General features: G+C 64.8%; 15 protein-coding genes. 3 read left to right on the top strand and 12 right to left on the bottom strand.

Annotated features, from left to right (window positions below; all coding sequences use genetic code 11):
* The first annotated feature begins 177 nt into the window (after positions 1-177).
* The 3 genes from rarD to PAN31108_RS23830 all read left to right on the top strand — a co-directional run bounded on the left by rarD (position 178) and on the right by PAN31108_RS23830 (position 2,209).
* A complete protein-coding gene (rarD, locus tag PAN31108_RS23840; RefSeq protein WP_150671241.1) occupies positions 178-1,086 on the top strand; it encodes an EamA family transporter RarD in 909 nt (302 codons plus the stop codon).
* 102 nt (positions 1,087-1,188) lie between these two features.
* Entirely contained in the window at positions 1,189-1,443 is a 255-nt protein-coding gene (locus PAN31108_RS23835) for a hypothetical protein (protein WP_150671240.1), read from the top strand.
* A 304-nt stretch (positions 1,444-1,747) separates the two neighbouring features.
* Positions 1,748-2,209 carry a universal stress protein gene (locus PAN31108_RS23830; RefSeq protein WP_150671239.1) on the top strand — a complete coding sequence of 154 codons (462 nt, stop codon included), beginning with the start codon at positions 1,748-1,750 and terminating at the stop codon, positions 2,207-2,209.
* Positions 2,210-2,461: 252 nt separating this feature from the next.
* On the opposite strand, the gene PAN31108_RS23825 is transcribed toward PAN31108_RS23830, so the two are convergent.
* The 12 genes from PAN31108_RS23825 to PAN31108_RS23770 all read right to left on the bottom strand — a co-directional run bounded on the left by PAN31108_RS23825 (position 2,462) and on the right by PAN31108_RS23770 (position 16,895).
* Entirely contained in the window at positions 2,462-3,352 is an 891-nt protein-coding gene (locus PAN31108_RS23825; protein ID WP_246184122.1) for a carbohydrate ABC transporter permease, read from the bottom strand.
* A complete protein-coding gene (locus PAN31108_RS23820) occupies positions 3,349-4,224 on the bottom strand; it encodes a carbohydrate ABC transporter permease (protein WP_150671238.1) in 876 nt (291 codons plus the stop codon). The genes PAN31108_RS23825 and PAN31108_RS23820 overlap by 4 nt, the downstream gene beginning before the upstream one ends.
* Positions 4,225-4,334: 110 nt before the next feature.
* Positions 4,335-5,648 (bottom strand): ABC transporter substrate-binding protein, encoded by a 1,314-nt coding sequence (locus PAN31108_RS23815; RefSeq protein ID WP_150671237.1) that lies wholly within the window; start codon positions 5,646-5,648, stop codon positions 4,335-4,337.
* Positions 5,649-5,766: 118 nt separating this feature from the next.
* On the bottom strand, positions 5,767-6,945 hold the full coding sequence (locus PAN31108_RS23810) for an ABC transporter ATP-binding protein (protein ID WP_150671236.1): 1,179 nt from the start codon (positions 6,943-6,945) through the stop codon (positions 5,767-5,769).
* A gap of 152 nt (positions 6,946-7,097) precedes the next feature.
* Positions 7,098-7,964 carry an alpha/beta hydrolase gene (locus tag PAN31108_RS23805; RefSeq protein ID WP_150671235.1) on the bottom strand — a complete coding sequence of 289 codons (867 nt, stop codon included), beginning with the start codon at positions 7,962-7,964 and terminating at the stop codon, positions 7,098-7,100.
* 2 nt (positions 7,965-7,966) lie between these two features.
* Positions 7,967-8,893, bottom strand: a complete 927-nt coding sequence (locus PAN31108_RS23800; RefSeq protein WP_150671234.1) for a DUF4118 domain-containing protein — start codon at positions 8,891-8,893, stop codon at positions 7,967-7,969.
* Positions 8,894-9,234: 341 nt separating this feature from the next.
* The gene (locus PAN31108_RS23795) at positions 9,235-10,053 is read right to left on the bottom strand and encodes a M55 family metallopeptidase (protein WP_150671233.1); all 819 of its coding nucleotides are present in this window, start codon (positions 10,051-10,053) and stop codon (positions 9,235-9,237) included.
* A gap of 45 nt (positions 10,054-10,098) precedes the next feature.
* A complete protein-coding gene (locus PAN31108_RS23790) occupies positions 10,099-11,229 on the bottom strand; it encodes a DmpA family aminopeptidase (protein ID WP_246184121.1) in 1,131 nt (376 codons plus the stop codon).
* 20 nt (positions 11,230-11,249) lie between these two features.
* Positions 11,250-12,164, bottom strand: coding sequence for a glutathione ABC transporter permease GsiD (gsiD, locus tag PAN31108_RS23785; RefSeq protein WP_150671232.1), 915 nt, complete (start codon positions 12,162-12,164; stop codon positions 11,250-11,252).
* A gap of 10 nt (positions 12,165-12,174) precedes the next feature.
* On the bottom strand, positions 12,175-13,095 hold the full coding sequence (gene gsiC, locus PAN31108_RS23780) for a glutathione ABC transporter permease GsiC (protein ID WP_150671267.1): 921 nt from the start codon (positions 13,093-13,095) through the stop codon (positions 12,175-12,177).
* Between the two features lie 133 nt (positions 13,096-13,228).
* Positions 13,229-14,788, bottom strand: coding sequence for a glutathione ABC transporter substrate-binding protein GsiB (gene gsiB / locus PAN31108_RS23775; RefSeq protein ID WP_174995126.1), 1,560 nt, complete (start codon positions 14,786-14,788; stop codon positions 13,229-13,231).
* Positions 14,789-15,008: 220 nt separating this feature from the next.
* A complete protein-coding gene (locus PAN31108_RS23770) occupies positions 15,009-16,895 on the bottom strand; it encodes a dipeptide ABC transporter ATP-binding protein (RefSeq protein ID WP_150671231.1) in 1,887 nt (628 codons plus the stop codon).
* Positions 16,896-16,926: the final 31 nt, after the last annotated feature.

Raw genomic sequence — 16,926 nt, 5'->3', positions numbered from 1 at the left:
AGAGGATGGGGCGACAACGAGGCGGCGAACACGACGACGATCAGGAAAGGCGCGACGTGCCCTCGAGAGCGCCCAAAAGTGGTGCAAATGCGCTATGCTCGCGGCCGGATCGGGGCCTTGCTCCGTCTCCTTTTCCTTTTCCGGTCCCGTTCCTCCCACCTCTTTGACAGGACTCCCATGCTTTCCGGTCGCGGCGTGATGCTTTCCGTTTCGGCGTCGGTCATGTTTTCGGTCATGCCGGCGCTGGTGGCGCAGTTGTCGCCCCTGTCCGGGCTGGACGTCTTCGCCTGGCGCATCCTGCTCACGCTGCCCGGCACGCTCGTCATCGTCACGGCGCTGCGGCGTTGGGAAATCGTGGCCAGCACCGTCTCCCACGTGCTGCACCGGCCTGCGCTGCTCGGCGCGGTCCTGCTGTGCGCGGCGATGCTCGGCGTGCAGCTTTGGCTGTTCGTCTGGGCGCCGCTGCAACAGCGCATGCTCGACGCGTCGCTCGGCTACTTCCTGCTGCCCCTCACGATGGTGCTGGCCGGCCGTACGGTGTATCAGGAACGTCTGAGCCCGCTGCAAACCGCGGCGGTGATCTTTGCGGCGCTCGGCGTCGCGCACGAGCTATGGGAGACCCGGGCGCTGTCCTGGGTCACGGCGCTCATCATGTTCGGCTATCCGCCGTACTTCCTGCTGCGCCGCCGACTGCATCTCGACGCCCTGAGCGGCTTCATTCTGGAGATGCTGGCGATGGCGCCGGTGGCCGTCGCGCTGATCGGCAGCACGTGGACGCAAAACGCGCCGGCGCTCGCCGAGCCGCGCTTCTGGTTCTGGCTACCGGCGCTGGGCCTGCTCAGCGCGAGCGCGCTCGCGAGCACGTTCGCTGCTGCGCGGGTGCTGCCGATCGGGCTGTACGGCATTCTCGGCTACGTCGAACCGGTGCTGCTGTTCGCCGTGTCGATCTTCCTGCTCGGCGAGCCGTTCACCGCGCAGGGGCTGTGGACCTACGTGCCGATCTGGATCGGCGTGGCGCTCATCGTGTTCGATAGCGTTCGCACGCTGCGCCGCCAGCGCGCGATGGGGCGCAACCCGCCGGTCTGAGCCGGGCGGCACGCATCGCCTCGCGCACCGGCCACGCGGGCGCCCTGTCGTGCACCCGCGCGATGGCGCGCTATACTCGCGAAAGCCTGTAAGACGACCACTATGAAAAATCTCGCCAAGATCGCCATTCTGCTTGCCTCGGGGCTTCTCACTGTCACGCTGTCCGCCTGCGGCTCGTCCGCCCCGCTGTTCACGTCCGACGGTCGCCCTACCGTGCAAATTCAGTGCTCCGCCGTGAGCCCGGGAGACTGCGAACAGCGCGCGCTCACGCAATGCGCGCAGAAGGGTTACGACATACTCACGCGCGAAGTGAACGGCAACGTCGCCAATCTGGTGATCGCCTGCCACCGGAACTGAGCGTCGTCCCAAAACGCGTTTCGGCGACCGGCAGCGTGACGTGCACGCACCGGCCGTTGGCATTACGATGCGTTAATTGCGATTCATGAATTGCGATTCGTTGATTGCGATGCCTTAATTGCGATGCCTTATTGCGTGCGGTCAATTCCCCTGCATCGGATGGGATGACTTCCAAGGCACGCAGTGCGAGAATGAAATTCACCCCCCGACGAATTGTCGCAGGCCGGGCGATGTCGCAACGCCGGCCGTCGTCTGCGGCAAGACGCGCGCTTTCACGCATTTTCAGCCCCAAGAGGACACCATCATGTATGAACGCATTCTGGTTTCGATCGACGGCAGCACTCCCTCGAACCGAGCCATCGACGAAGCGGTCAAGCTCGTAGCACTCAGCCAGGGGAAAATTCGCCTGGTCTCGGTCGTCCCATCGCTCGCTAACGCTTACGCCGCGGGCGCTTACAGCGGCTTCGTCCCTCTGGAGAGCCAGGCGTCGTTCGAGAAGGAGACGGATGAAATTCTCGCCAAGGCGCAGGCCGATCTGAAAAAGCGCGGCGTCGACGCCGAGACGAAGATGATCACGCTCGAAGCCGGCACCGACGAAATCGCCGACGCCGTGCTGCGCGAAGCGCAGGAGTGGAACGCCGATGTGATCGTGCTCGGCACGCACGGACGCCGCGGCATCAACCGTCTGCTGCTCGGCAGCGTGGCGGAAACACTGCTGCGCATCACCACCTTGCCGGTGCTGCTGGTGAAGGCGGCCGATAAATAACACACGCCGCTCAGGCGGGCATCGTCATCAGGACCTGCGGCTCCACCTGCCCCAAAAGGCCGCTACGTCCGCCGACGATAGACGACAAGGCGCAAGTATTGCGCAAATATCGATCGAATATCGCGCAAATACGCCATACGACGGCACGCTCCCCGCGTGCCGTTTTGCTTTTGGTGTGCGTCATGCGCACGGCCCTCATTCGGCCCTCATTCGGCCCTCACTCAGCCACCACCCAGCCACGCCATAGCGGCGTCAGCGAATGCCTGCGCGCATGAACGATTGCACGAACTGGCGCTGAAACAGCAGGAAGGCGACGAACAGCGGCGCCGCCGTCATCAGTGTCGCCGCCGTGATGAGCGACCAGTCGATGCCCTGATCGGTCGCCGCAAACACTTGCAGGCCCACGGTCAGCGGACGCGTCTGCACCGAGTTCGTCACGATCAGCGGCCACAGAAAGTTGTTCCAGTGATGGCTGATCGACACCAGCGCATACGCCACATACACCGGACGCGCGAGCGGCACGTACACGCGCCACAACACTTGCCACGCGTTGGCGCCTTCCACACGCGCCGCGTCGTCGAGCTCACGCGGCACGGTCTTGAATGCCTGACGCAACAGGAAAATGCCGAATGCCGACGCGAAATATGGCAGCGCAATGCCGAGAATCGTGTCTCGCAGCCCCATCCATGCAATGGTGCGGTAGTTCTCGACGATCAGCACGTCCGGCATGACCATCAGTTGCAGCAGCACGATCATGAACGCCACTTCGCTGCCACGGAACGTGAAGCGGGCAAACGCGTAAGCGGCAAGCGTGGCCAGCACGAGTTGCGCGGCGAGGATCACCGTCACCAGCACGAACGTGTTGACGAGATAGCGCCCGAACGGCGCCGCCTGCCACGCGTTGACAAAGTTCTCCAGCGTGAGCGGCGCCGCCAGCGAAAAGCGCGTGGCGTAAGCAGACGGGTGGAACGCACTCCACACCGCGTAGAGCAGCGGCAGCAGCCACAGCAGACCGAGCAGCCACGCGCCGGCGACATCGAGCCGGCTTGCATGGCCCGTCGCGGAAAATGCCGGCGACGTGGGACGCGCAGTCTCTTGCGCCGACGTTTGCGAGGCGCCGGAAGGATTGGCCGAGGTCGTCATTGATAATGCGTGCGTGAGTCGAGCAGGCGAAACTTCACGAAGGCGACGATGGCGAGCAGCGTGAGCAGCACCACGGTCAGCGCCGCCGCGTACGACGTATCCCAGAAACTGAACGCCACCTGATAAACGTAATAGAGCAGCAGTTGCGTCGCGTTATCCGGCCCGCCGCGCGTCATCACGACCACGTGATCGACCAGACGAAACGCGTTGATCACCGCATTGACGACGACGAACACCGTGGTGGGCATGAGCAGCGGCCATTGCACGCGCCGGAAGAACTGCCAACGCGACGCGCCTTCGAGCGCAGCCGCCTCGGCCAGCGTCGGTGATATCTGCTGCAACGCCGCCAGATAGAAAATCATGAAGAATCCGGCTTCTTTCCAGATCGTCACGACCATCAGGGCAGGCAGCGCGGTGCCCGGCTGGCCGAGCCAGTTGTGATCGCCCCAGCCCAGCGCCTGGGTAATCTGCGCGACGAGGCCGTACTGCGGCGTGTAGAGAAACAGCCAGATGTTCGCCACGGCGATCATCGGCAGTATGGCGGGCGTGAAGTAAGCGAGGCGCAACAGGGCGCGCCCCGGCACCTGCCGATGCACCCATAGCGCCATCACGATCGACAACGCGATAGCCGCCGGCACGGTGATCAGCGCGAACAGGACGTTATTGCGCAGCGCTTGCCAGAACACCGGATCGTCGAGCAGCAGCTGATAATTTTCGGCACCGACGAACACCGAAGGTGCGCCGGCGCGTGCCGTCGAAAACACGCTGTGCCACAGTGTCGCGACGGCAGGATAGTGAGTGAAGGCGACGAGCAGCAGCAACGCCGGCAACAGCAGCAGCCAGGGCACCCAGGTGACGGAGGTACGGTTCATCGACAGTCGATCGGCAGTTCATCGGCAGTTCATCGGTTCGGCCCCCGTTGACGCACGGAAAATGCCGTACGGCAACGGTTGGCTACGAAACGGGTTCCCTTCGCTATCGCTCAACGTGCATACGGACGCAGAATGCGATCGGCGTCGCGTTGCGCGTCGTCGAGCGCCTGCTTCGGCGACTTGGTCCCGGTCACGGCGGCCTGAATGGCATCGTTGAGGGCTTTCGTCACGCGCTGGTTGTCATGCGTCGAGAACTCGGCCACGCTTACGCTCAGCTGGTCACGCGCCACGGCGGCGGCAGGCACCTTCTGCACGTACTGTTTCATCGCCGGCGTTTCCCACGCGGCCGGCGTCACGGCGACGTAACCCGTGTCGATGCCGAACTGTGCAGCGCGCTCAGGCGCGCTAGCCCACTTGATGAATGTCATCGCCGCCTGCTTTTCTTCCGGCGTCGTCTTTTTGAAGACGTAGAAGTTGCCGCCGCCGGTCGGGCTGCCGCCGCGCACCTTCGCCGGCATCTTGCCTACGCCGAACGGGAACGTGGCGTTGGTGCGGATGTTGGTCAGGTTGCCGGTCGTCGTGTAAATGATGGCGGCCTTCTTCTCGAGGAAATCCTTCGGCGTAGTACCCCACTCGATCGAGCCTGTCGGCATGACCTTGTACTTTGTCGTCAGATCGACCCAGTATTGCAGCGACTGCACGGCCTGCGGCGCGTTGAGGAACGTCTTCGTGCCCGCCGGGTTCATCAGTTCGATGCCGGCGGGCGTGGTGAACGCCTGGAACAGCCAGTAAGCGAAACCGACCGACGGCACCTTGATGCCCCACTGCGTCACGTTGCCCGACGCGTCGCGTCGGGTGAGCTTCTGGGCGTAGCTCACGAGTTCGTCCCAGTTCGCCGGGGCGCGATCCGGGTCGAGACCGGCGTCGCGAAATGCGTCCTTGTTCCAGTACATGACGATGGTCGAACGCTGGAACGGCACGCCCCACGTGTGACCGTCGATGCGCGAGTTCAGCATCAGCGCCGGATAGAAGCCGTCGAGCCATTGCTTGTCGGCCGGCGTGTTCGCGATGCTGTCGATAGGCACGACAGCGTCTTCGTCGATCAGCGTGAAGACATCGGCGGCGGCCAGCACGGCCAGTTGCGGGGGCGTGCCGGCTTTCGCGGCGGTCAGCGCCTTGACCACGGAATCCTGATACGACCCGGCGTACACGGGCTTGATCTTGATGGTCGGATGATCTTTCTCGAAATCCGCCACCAGGTCGTTGATGATCTTCGTAACCGGGCCGCCGATGGCAACCGGGTAGTAGAACTGGAGTTCAACCGGCTTCTGTTGCGCAAAGACCGGGCGGCTCAGACCGCCCAACGACATCGCAGCGGCCGCCATCAGGCCGGTCGCAAACGTTTTCAGAATCGTGCGTCGCATTTCCCTGGGTTCCCCATATAAGCGTGGTGGTGTGACTGGTGTTCGCGATCGCGCCGGTGAGCGTCCCGGACACGCCATGCCCGCCGACGTCGGCCGCGACCGACTGCCCCGCCCTTGCTCAGGCGTGTTGTTCGGCACGCGTTGCCGTCACGAGCGGGGTCGCGGCGGCCGGCGCAGGTGTGCTGATGGTTTCGGTCGTGGCGGCCGCCGCCGGCAGCCGCGCATTCGTCGATGCGTCCGCCAGCCGCACGCCGGACGTCGCGTCGAACCAATGCTGATCGGCAGCCTCCCATTGGAGGCCGATGGCATCGCCCGGCAGAAACGGCCGATGGCCCGGCACGCGCGTGGCGATCTCGCCGGCATCGCCGAGCGTGCAGGCCACCAGCGTGTCGGCACCGAGATATTCGACGGCGCTTACTGTCGCGAGTACAGCGCCGATGGCGGTCGGCGCTACCGCGCGGACATGCTCCGGACGCAGGCCGAGCAGTGCGCTGTCGCGCTGGCCGGCGATGGCGAGCGCGGGGCCCGTCCGAGCGGCAGGCACCAGCGCGTCGCCATGACGTTCGAGGCGCAGCAACTGCATCGGCGGCGTGCCGATAAAAGTCGCGGCGAAGCGCGTCGACGGCGTGGCGTGAAGCGAATGCGGGGCGCCGTGCTGCTCGATACGACCGTTGCGCAACAGCACGACCTGATCGGCCATGCTCATCGCTTCGGTCTGATCGTGCGTGACGTAAATGAGCGTCATGCCGAGTTGCTGTTGCAGCGCCCGGATTTCGCGGCGCATCTCCTGACGCAATTGCGCATCGAGATTCGACAGCGGTTCGTCCATCAGACACACGGAAGTCTCGGCGATCACCGCGCGGCCCAGCGCCACACGCTGCTGCTGGCCGCCCGAGAGTTGCGACGGCTTGCGCTCCAGATATGGCGCCAATCCCAGCAACGAGGCGACGCGCGCCAGACGCTGGGGATAGTCACGCGTCGGCTCACGGCGCACGCGCAGGCCGAACAACAGGTTTTCGCGCACGGACAGGTGCGGGAAGAGCGCGTAGGACTGGAACACCATCGACAACTTGCGACGCGCCGGCGGCAAAGCCGTCACATCGTCGCCGCCGAGCAGAATGCGCCCGTGCGTCGGCGTCTCGAGGCCAGCGATCATGCGCAACAACGTGGACTTGCCGCAACCCGACGGGCCGAGCAGCACCACCAGCGACCCCGCGTCGGCGGTGAAACTCACCTCCTGAAGGGCGTGCGTGTCTCCCCACTGCTTGCTGACGGATTCGATGACGAGCGATGACATGACCGGTTGTACGCGGCGCCTGCCCGAGGGGAATCGGCGCGGCGGCTGGATCGGAAAACCCCGACCTTAACCGGCCATCGATGGCAGTTTGATGACATCGTGTGCATCAACGCCGGCGCGGCTCGCGCGCCAGCCGGATATCAGGCGACCGGTCAGGCAGCCTGACGGCGTTTGGCGCGCAGCAGCGCCTTGGAGATGATGCGCGTCTCGGAGGTGGCCGCACCGGTGCGGCGCGCGATAGCGTCGCGGAAGAAACGGCGCGTCTCGTCGGCGACGGTCTCACGCTCGTTGTCCATCGTGACGATGTGATAGCTCTCGCCGAGCAGACACTTCTGCTTCACATCGGACGACACGCCCTGGTAGACGATGCGTGCGTTGTGCGGGCTGGCGGTGTCGTCGTCCACCGCGTGCACGATCAGGCAGTCCGCCGTCACGCGATCGAGCCGGTTGCGCACGTGGGCCGCGAGCCGGCGTGCGTTGTACAGGTGGGCGATGGGCAGCGAGGCGGAGCCGATTTCAGACGCGTCGTGCAGCGACATCGACTTCTGCACGCGGGCGCGCAGCGCCTCGTTCTTCAGCCCGAACGGCGCCTTCTCGTAATAGCGATAGCGGTGGCCGAACGGCAGATGGTAGAGCAGGTCGAGCAGCGGATAGGCGAGCGGAATGGTCCAGCCGTCGTACACCAGCGTGACGGCGAGCACCGAGATGGCGGCCACGTCCGGCTCCTCTTCCGCCACGGCCAGTGCGAGCGTCGCGCCCATGCTCAGCCCGCACAACGACACGGTCTGGTGCGTCTCGCGCAGTTCGCGGTACTTCGCGCGGGCGGCGGCGATCCACTCGCGCCAGTGAGTGCACGGCGAGCCGAGGCCGTAACCCTCGATGTGCGGGACCGAGACGGTATAGTCATCGCGATGCAGCGCCTTCGCGACCGGACGCATCTCGAGCGGCGTGCTCGACAGGCCCGGCAGCAACAGCACGGCGTGCTCGCCGCCTTTGTAGAAGATATCTTGCTGAAACATAGTCAAACCCCGCCACAGACGCCGGACGTCTGCGTAACTTCAGGCTCGCCGGCCGTGCTGGCCGTGGAAGGCGTGTGGGATGCGCGCTCGCCCGGTGCGGCAGCGTGCAACTGCGTCACCGGGCTGAGCGGGCGCACCGCCGGCCCCGTATGCTGGCGCAGGATCACATACGTGCCGACATGCGCACGGAAGTGCTGCAACTCGCAGTGCACCACGTCGTATTCGCCGTCGCGCATGCGCACGCGCAGGTTGTACGCGCCCGGCGCCGGCTGCTCGCCGTCCGTCGAGAAGAGCCCCGCCATGCGCTGCGCGTCCTCCGGATGCAGCAGCGCCCGCAGGCCTTCTCGCTTGACGACCTCCGGCAACACGCCCGTTTCGCGACGGAAATGCTCGTCGATGAATTCGTAGTGCGTTGCGGGATTGGCCAGATAGAAGATCGAGTCGAGGTGCTTGGTCAGGTAGGTCATGAGCGCGTTGCCCAATTGCACCGAGTCCGACAGCACCATGCGTTCGTTCTCGGCGCGCAACAGCATCTCGTAACGCGTCTGGGCGACTTCCGCGAGAAGCTCGGCACGATACTGCGCACGGCGCAGGCGCTCGATGAGCGCGACCGACAGCGGCGTGATGAGCATGAAGCCCGCGACGATCATCACGTCGCGACGGTCGAGCTCGGCGATGTCGCGAAACGGCGGCACGAAGAAAAAGTCGAAAATCGGAATGCTGATGACCATCGCCATGATGGCCGGCCCCAGCCCCCAGGTGAATTCGACGATGATGGCGGCGCAAACGAAAAAGACGCCCGGCATCGCGTGATCGAGCACCGGATGCAGGAGGCTGCGAATGAGAAACGCAGCGAGTACCACCATTAACGCGCCCACATAGCGCTTTGCGCCGGGCTCCGCCCAACGTCGGGCGTTTCTGATATCCATGATTCACCGTCGACGCTCGCCGACGCTCGATAATCCGTCGCAGCACCCGATAGCGCGGTGCCGCTGTTACAAAATATTACGGATTATCGCACGTCCGCCCTTGACGTTTCGGCGTGGTGAACCCTGAGAAAGTCGTGCCGCCGCAACATGAAAACCGTAGATCCAGCACTGGCGGGGCTAAGCGGGCAGTGCCGGATCGGTTGACAGGGAAATACCGGTGACAAAACTCCACAAATCCCGGCAAATCAAAAAGATACGAAGCCGTTTAGCACGGGTTTAAGCCTTGAAAACGGCATATCTCAGATGATTTCGCGGTACATGCGGGCGATAGCCACGCCCTGTCAGCGCAACATGAACGACATTGCCGACAAACAATTGAGCACCCGCACCGCCGCCTCGACGCTTGGCGCGACGTATTGCAGCGTGACCCCGTCCACTCGCTCGAGCGTCGGCCACTGGCCGAAGAGATCGGCAAGCGCCGTGCTCTGCGCTTGCAGACGCACTTCGACGGGCGTCTGCACCCTGTACGTGTGCCACTTGCGCGAGTCCTCCAGCGACGCTTTCGCCGCCTCGCGGATCAGGTCGCACGACTGCGACGGGCTGAGCGTCATGCCGCTGCCCTGCCCCCACGCCGCCTTCGTCTGCACGAAATGCGCGGCGGGAAAAATCAGTTGCGTTTCCTCGCAGAAGACATCGTCGCCGCTGCCCATGACCACCGGCACGCCGCGCTCGCCCGCAAGCGCCCCGTACAGCAGGGCCTCGCTGGCCTCGACACCGCCCAGCCACACGCGCGCGAAGGCGAAGCTGTTGATCGTATGCGCCAGAATTCCCGCGCTCTGGGCCTTGCCGTGATAGCCGATCATGAAAAGCGCGTCGCATCCGGCTTCGACGCCTGCGACCATGCCGAGATAGCGCGGCTTGCCCAGCACGAGACGGGCGCGCGGATCGAGTTCGTCCGGCAACAGGTTACGGAAGCCGCCGTGCGAGTCGTTGACCATCACTTCGGTCGCACCGCCCGCGAACGCACCTTCCACGGCGGCGTTGGCTTCGCGCGTCATCCAGCGGCGGGCGCGCTCGTACTCGCCGTTGCCCGCCCGTGTCTGCTCGGCATGAAAGACGCCTGCGACGCCCTCGATATCGGTAGAGATCAGAATTCGCATCGTGTCGATTGTGTCGTGAGTGGCTACGGGGCCGGCAGGGCCCGTCTACAACGTCGCCCAGTCCGGCAGTACGTCGGCAAGGGCGCGCCGCACGTGAGCGTCGCGCCCGAGCACGGACTCGGCGGCGAACAGGGCGTGCAGAATGGCCTGCTCCGTCGCGTCGGCCGTGGCCTGAAAAATGGGATCGAGCAAGGCGTCGGGGACCAGCGCCGCAGGGGCCACGCGCCCCATCGCGTCGTGAGGCACCGTGTAGCCGGTGGTGAAAGCCAGCGCGACGTCGCCGCTGCCATGACCGTAGACGGAACCGGTGCGGGCCAGTCCCGCGCCGGTGCGGGTGGCCACACGGCGCAACTGACGGGCGTCGAGCGGTGCATCGGTGGCCACGAGCATGATGATCGAGCCACGCTCCGGCGCCGCCCCTGACTCGGGCTGAGCGAGGCGTTCGTCGAGCACCGGTCCGACATGCCGCCCGGCAATCGTGAGTTGCGACGGGCGGCCGAAGTTGGATAGCACAAGCACACCGACCGTAAACATCGCCCCGGCCGTCTCCACGACTCGCGACGCGGACCCGATACCGCCCTTCAGACCGAAGCTCGACATGCCGCGCCCGGCGCCGACCGCGCCCTGCGCGACGTCGACCGAGGCGCTCGCCAGCGCCTGCGCGTAATCCGCTTCGGTCACGGCGAAGGCCTGCATGTCGTTCAGATAGCCGTCGTTGCACTCGAATACCGTGGGGTTCAGCGACGGCCTGTCCCGCCCGATGCCGGGATTCGCCGCGATGGCTGCCCGCAACTGGCCGAGCACCACGTGACTGACGGAAAACGTGTTGGTGAGCGCCAGCGGTGTTTCGACGACGCCGAGTTCGTCGATCTGCATCAGACCGACGCTCTTGCCGAAGCCGTTGATGACGGCAGCGGCCGCAGGGATCTTGGTGCGAAACGGGTCCCACTGCGGGCTCGGCGAGATCGCGCCGGCGGCAGCGCCGCCATGATCCATCGTCGTGGCGGGCGTCGGGCAGACGACCGTCACGCCCGTCTGCACCGGTCCGTCGGCGAGCGTCGCATGCCCGACGAAGACACCGGGCACGTCCGAGATCGCGTCGCGCGGCCCGGCGGGGAGCCACCCGACGTGGGGGGCGCCGAACAATGCTTCGCGAAAGTCTGAGGGGGGCATCATTTCGCGCTCCTGCGCAGTCGTCAATGCCGGTCGAGCTTCGGATCGAGCGCGTCGCGCAGGCCGTCGCCGAGCAGATTGAACGCGAGCACGGTCAGGAAAATGGCCAGGCTCGGGAAAATGGCGATGTGCGGGGCATTGACCATGTCGGCACGCGCTTCGTTGAGCATGGCGCCCCACTCCGGCGTTGGCGGTTGCGCGCCCAGCCCGAGGAACGACAGGCTCGCGGCCGTGATGATCGACGTGCCGATACGCATCGAAAAGTACACGACGATGGAGGATACCGTGCCCGGCAGAATATGGCGCATGATAATCGTCCAGTCCGACGCCCCGATGGAGCGCGCCGCTTCGATATACGTCAGATGCTTGAGCACCAGCGTGTTGCCGCGCACGAGTCGCGCGAACGCCGGAATGGAGAAAATGGCCACAGCCACGATCACGTTGATCATGCCGTTACCCAGCACGGCCACCACGCCGATGGCGAGCAGAATGCCCGGGAAGGCGAACAGCACGTCGGAGATACGCATGACGATGCGGTCCCACCAGCCCTCGTAATAACCCGCCAGCAGCCCCAGCACCGTGCCGATCACCGCGCCGATCGCCACCGAGCCGAAGCCGGCGGCGAGCGAAATGCGCGTGCCCGCGAGCACGCGGCTGAAGATGTCGCGCCCGAGCGAATCCACGCCGAACCAGTGCTTTGCAGACGGCCCGGCGTTCAGGGCGTCGTAGTCGAAGAAGTTCTCCGGATCGAACGGCACGAGGTGCGGCGCAAGGATCGCGATGACGACCAGCACCAGCACGAATGCGCCCGCGACCATCGCGATATGCTGCTTCCTGAATTTGCGCCAGAACTCGCGCCACGGCGTGCGCACGCGATTGCCGCCGGCGGCCGCAGCAGTCGCCGTCGCCGGTTGCGTTGTCGGTTGGCTTGCGCTCATGATACGTGCCTCACTTGTAGCGAATGGTCGGGTTGATGACGGCGTACAGCACGTCGACCACGAGATTGATCAGAATGAACTCAAGCGAGAACAGCAGCACCAGCGCCTGAATCACCGGGTAGTCGCGCATCTCGACCGAGTCGATCAGCAGGCGTCCGAGTCCGGGCCAGTTGAATACCACCTCGACGACGATCGAGCCGCCGAGCAGAAAACCGAACTGCAACCCCATCATGGTGACGACGGGGATCATGGCGTTGCGCAGCGCGTGCTTGAACACCACGCGCATTTCGTTCAGGCCCTTCGCACGGGCCGTGCGCACGAAGTCCTCGTGCAACACTTCGACGAACGCCGAACGTGTAAAGCGCGCCATCACGGCGGCGACGGCCGCGCCCAACGTGATCGAGGGCAGGATGTAGCTCTTCCACGAATCGGCGCCGATGGTCGGCAGCCAGCCGAGCTGCACCGAGAAAATCTGCATGAGCAACATGCCCAGCGCGAACGCCGGGAACGAGATGCCCGAAACCGCGAACGTCATGCCGAGCCGGTCGGGCCAGCGATTGCGCCACACGGCAGACGCTACCCCAAGTCCCATGCCGATCAGCACCGACCAGACCATGCTCACCAGCGTGAGCCACAGCGTCGGCATGAAACGGCTGGCGATTTCCGCCGAGACCGGTTGCTTGCTGCGCATGGACAGACCGAAGTCGCCGCGCACCGCATTGGTGATGAAAGTGGTGAACTGGGTGAGCAGCGGCTTGTCGAGGCCGAGATCCTGACGCACCAGCGCCACGGTCGCCTCGTCCGCCTGCGGACCGGCAGCCAGACGCGCCGGATCGCCCGGCAACATGTGCACGAAGCCGAACACCAGCACTGCCACGATCAGCAACGTAGGGATCAGGCCGAGCAGGCGTTTGAGAAAGTAATTGAGCATCGCAGTCTTGCCGAACGTCTTGCCGAAACCATGTCTTGCGGTAGACCGCACCACCGGCCGTAACCGGCGGTGCGGGGAACATCACACGCGCCTGCCCTCGCAGCGTTTTTGAGGGCGGCGACGGGCGTCGCGCTTACTTCATCGAAATTTCGGTGAAGTTGAACGAGCCGTCAGGCATCGTGTACACACCGGACAGGTTCTTGTTTCGTGCGTACAGCAGCTTTTCCGTCACGAGGAACGCCCACGGCGCGTCGTTCCAGATCTTTTGCTGGGCGTCCGTGTACAGCTTGGCCTTCTCGGCACGATCGGTCGTCAGCAACGCCTTGCTGAAGTCGGCGTCAACGGCCTCGTTCTTGTAGTAGGCGGTGTTGAAAAGCTTCGGCGGGAACGACTCCGAGCCCAGCAGCGGACGCAGCGCCCAGTCGGCTTCGCCCGTCGACGACGACCAGCCCACGTAGTACATGCGCACCGGCGCCTTTTCGGGATCCGGGGCCGATTCGACCAGTTCGACACGCTGACCGGCTTCGAGCGCGCGAACCTGCGCCTTGATGCCGACCTGCGCCAGTTGCTGCTGCACGAACTGGATCACCTTCTGCACCGTGGTGTACGTGTAGGCCGACCACAGCGTGGTCTCGAAACCGTTCGGATAGCCCGCTTCCTTGAGCAGTTCCTTCGCCTTGGCCGGGTTGTACGGCCAGGGGCCGGTCTTGACCGCGTAGTCCACGCCCGTCGGCACCACACCGTCGGTCGGCGTGGCATAACCCGCGAAGGCCACCTTCACCAGCGCTTCCTTGTTGATGGCGTAGTTGATCGCCTGACGCACACGCACGTCGTCGAACGGCTTCTGCTTCGTATTGAAGCTCACATAGCGCTGGATGATGGACGGGCCGGCGATCACATCGACCTTGCCGCTGGCCTTCAGGCCGTCGGCCTGCTCATACGGCAACGGGAAAGCGAAACCCGCTTCGCCGGTCTGCATGACGGCCGCGCGCGTGTTGTTGTCGACCACCGGCTTGAAGGTGATCGTGTCGACCTTCGGGTAGCCCTTCTTCCAGTAGCCGTCGAACTTCTTCACCTTCACGTAATCGGTGCGGTTCCATTCGACGAACTCGAACGGGCCGGTACCGACCGGATGCGAGGCGATGTCCTTGCCATACTTCTTCAGCGCTTCGGGCGAGATGATCACGGCCGACGGGTGCGCCAGCGTGTTGATGAACGGCGAGAACGGCTCCTTGAGCGTGAACTTCACCGTGTGCGCATCGACCGCTTCCGTCTTGGCGATTTCCTTGTACAGGTTGTAGCGCTTGAGTTTGTTGTCCGGGTTCGTCACGCGGTCGAAGTTCGCCTTCACGGCGGCCGCGTCGAAGGTCGTGCCGTCCTGGAACTTCACGCCCGACTTGAGCTTGATCGTGTAGACGAGGCCGTCCGGCGAGACCGTATAGCTATCGGCCAGCACGTTCACCAGCTTCATGTCCTTGTCGAAACCGAACATGCCCTCGTAGAACGACTTCGCGACGGCTTGCGACAGCGTATCGTTCGCATCGTACGGATCCATCGTCGTGAAGGTCGACTGCACGGCCATCACGACATCCTTGGCGGCGAACGCCGGGGCTGCGCCGAACACGGCGGACGCCACGGCGACGGACGCGAGCGCGGTTTTCCAGCGAGCGCCCAACACAACGTTTTTCGACATCTGTCCTTCTCCTTCTGGTCTGACGAGGTCGCCGCGGACGCGTCGTGAGACTGCGCCACTTGGCGGGCATTATGGCTACAACGAGACGTGCAACTTGGGGACTACCTGAAACTGCCGGGAACCCAGATCCCCGGGGAATGCAAAATCCGGTGCCGGACGTTCGGCCGCCGAATCCATCACAACGCGATCACGAGCCGACCAAAGCATCGACCGAGGCCGATCAATAAGCGCCGGCCACGCGGTGACGCGCCACGAAGTGCCCCGCGCCGACCTCCACGAGCGGTTGCACCTGCGGTTCGTCGCCGATCGTGCGGATCGGGCTCGGAATCTCTTCCGTCAACAGTTCCCGCCTGGCGTGACGACGCGCCGGATCGGCAATCGGCACCGCCGACATCAGCTTCTTCGTGTACGGGTGCTGCGGGTTTTCGAAGATCGCCCGACGCGGGCCGATCTCAACGATCTGGCCGAGGTACATCACCGCCACCCGATGGCTGATGCGCTCCACGACCGCCATGTCATGCGAGATGAACAGGAACGCGATGCCGAATTCCTTTTGCAGGTCGAGCATCAGGTTGATGATCTGCGCCTGCACGGAGACGTCCAGCGCGGAGACGGATTCATCCGCGATCACGACCTTCGGCTTGAGCGCCAGCGCACGGGCGATCGCGATGCGCTGACGCTGGCCGCCCGAGAACTCATGCGGGTAGCGTTGTGCGTATTCGGCAGGCAGTCCCACGCGTTCGAGCAGTTCCGCCACGCGCTTCTCGGCTTGCGCCCCGCTCGCCACGCCATGCACCAGCAGCGGCTCCATGATCGAGAAGCCCACGGTCAGGCGCGGATCGAGCGAAGCGAACGGATCCTGGAAGATGAACTGGATGTCGCGACGTAAGGTCTGCAACGCGCGGCCGGCGAGATCGTGAATGGGCTTGCCGCCGAACTCGATCGAGCCGCCCTGACTGGCGACCAGACGCAGCAAGGCACGGCCGGTGGTCGACTTGCCACAGCCGGACTCGCCCACAAGGCCCAGCGTCTCGCCAGGATAAAGATCGAAACTCACGCGCTCGACGGCGTGCACACGTTGCTTCACGCGGCCGAGCAAGCCCGAGGGCACATCGAAGCGCGCAACGAGATCCTTCACGCGCAGGATCGGGCCGGCCTCGGTCATGACGGTCGGTTGCGGGGTTTCGGCGGCGGGTTTGGCGTCCGCCGGGGCGTCGTAGCGCAACAGCGGGAAACGCGCCGGCAGGTCCGTGCCCTGCATCGAGCCCAGACGCGGCACCGCTGAGAGCAGCGCCTGCGTGTAACGCTCGCGCGGCGCCGCGAAGATTTCCGCCGACTTGCCCTCTTCCACCTTGTCGCCACGATGCATCACAAGCACGCGGTCGGCGACTTCGGCCACCACGCCCATGTCGTGCGTGATAAACACGACCCCCATGTGCATTTCGTCCTGAAGCGCCCGGATAAGCTGCAGAATCTGCGCCTGAATCGTCACATCGAGGGCGGTGGTCGGCTCGTCTGCGATCAGCAGGCCCGGCTTGCAGGAGAGCGCCATCGCGATCATCACGCGCTGACGCATACCGCCCGAGAGCTGATGCGGGAAGCGGCCGAGCACGCGCTTCGCTTCGGGAATGCGCACGAGTTCGAGCATGCGCAGCGCTTCGGCGCGCGCGGCAGCGGCATCCTTGCCCTGATGCAGGCGAATGGACTCCGCGATCTGCTCGCCCACCGGGAAGACCGGGTTGAGCGAGGTCATCGGCTCCTGGAAAATCATCGCCATGTCGGCACCTCGGATGCTGCGCATGGTGCTGCCGCCGGCGCGTGTGAGGTCGACGAGTTTGCCGTTGCGGCGGCGCATGATCATCGAGCCCTGGGTGATGCGACCGCCGCCGTTCTCGACGAGGCGCATGGCCGCAAGCGAGGTCACCGACTTGCCGGAGCCCGACTCGCCCACGATGGCGAGCGTCTCGCCACGGTCGACATGGAAGGACAGGTCGCGCACGGCAGTCACCACGCGCTCGGACGTCGCGAACTGCACGGTAATGCCGCGCACGTCGAGCACGCGCTCCTCGGGCAACGAAATCGTTGGGGTTGTCTCACGCTCAGCCACGCCTGTCCTCGCTAATCTTCTCTTGCTGAAT

This window comes from Pandoraea anhela (assembly GCF_902459655.1).
Taxonomy (GTDB): domain Bacteria; phylum Pseudomonadota; class Gammaproteobacteria; order Burkholderiales; family Burkholderiaceae; genus Pandoraea; species Pandoraea anhela.
Note: the sequence above shows the minus strand (reverse complement) of the source record. Positions and strands in the feature narration are given on the sequence as shown.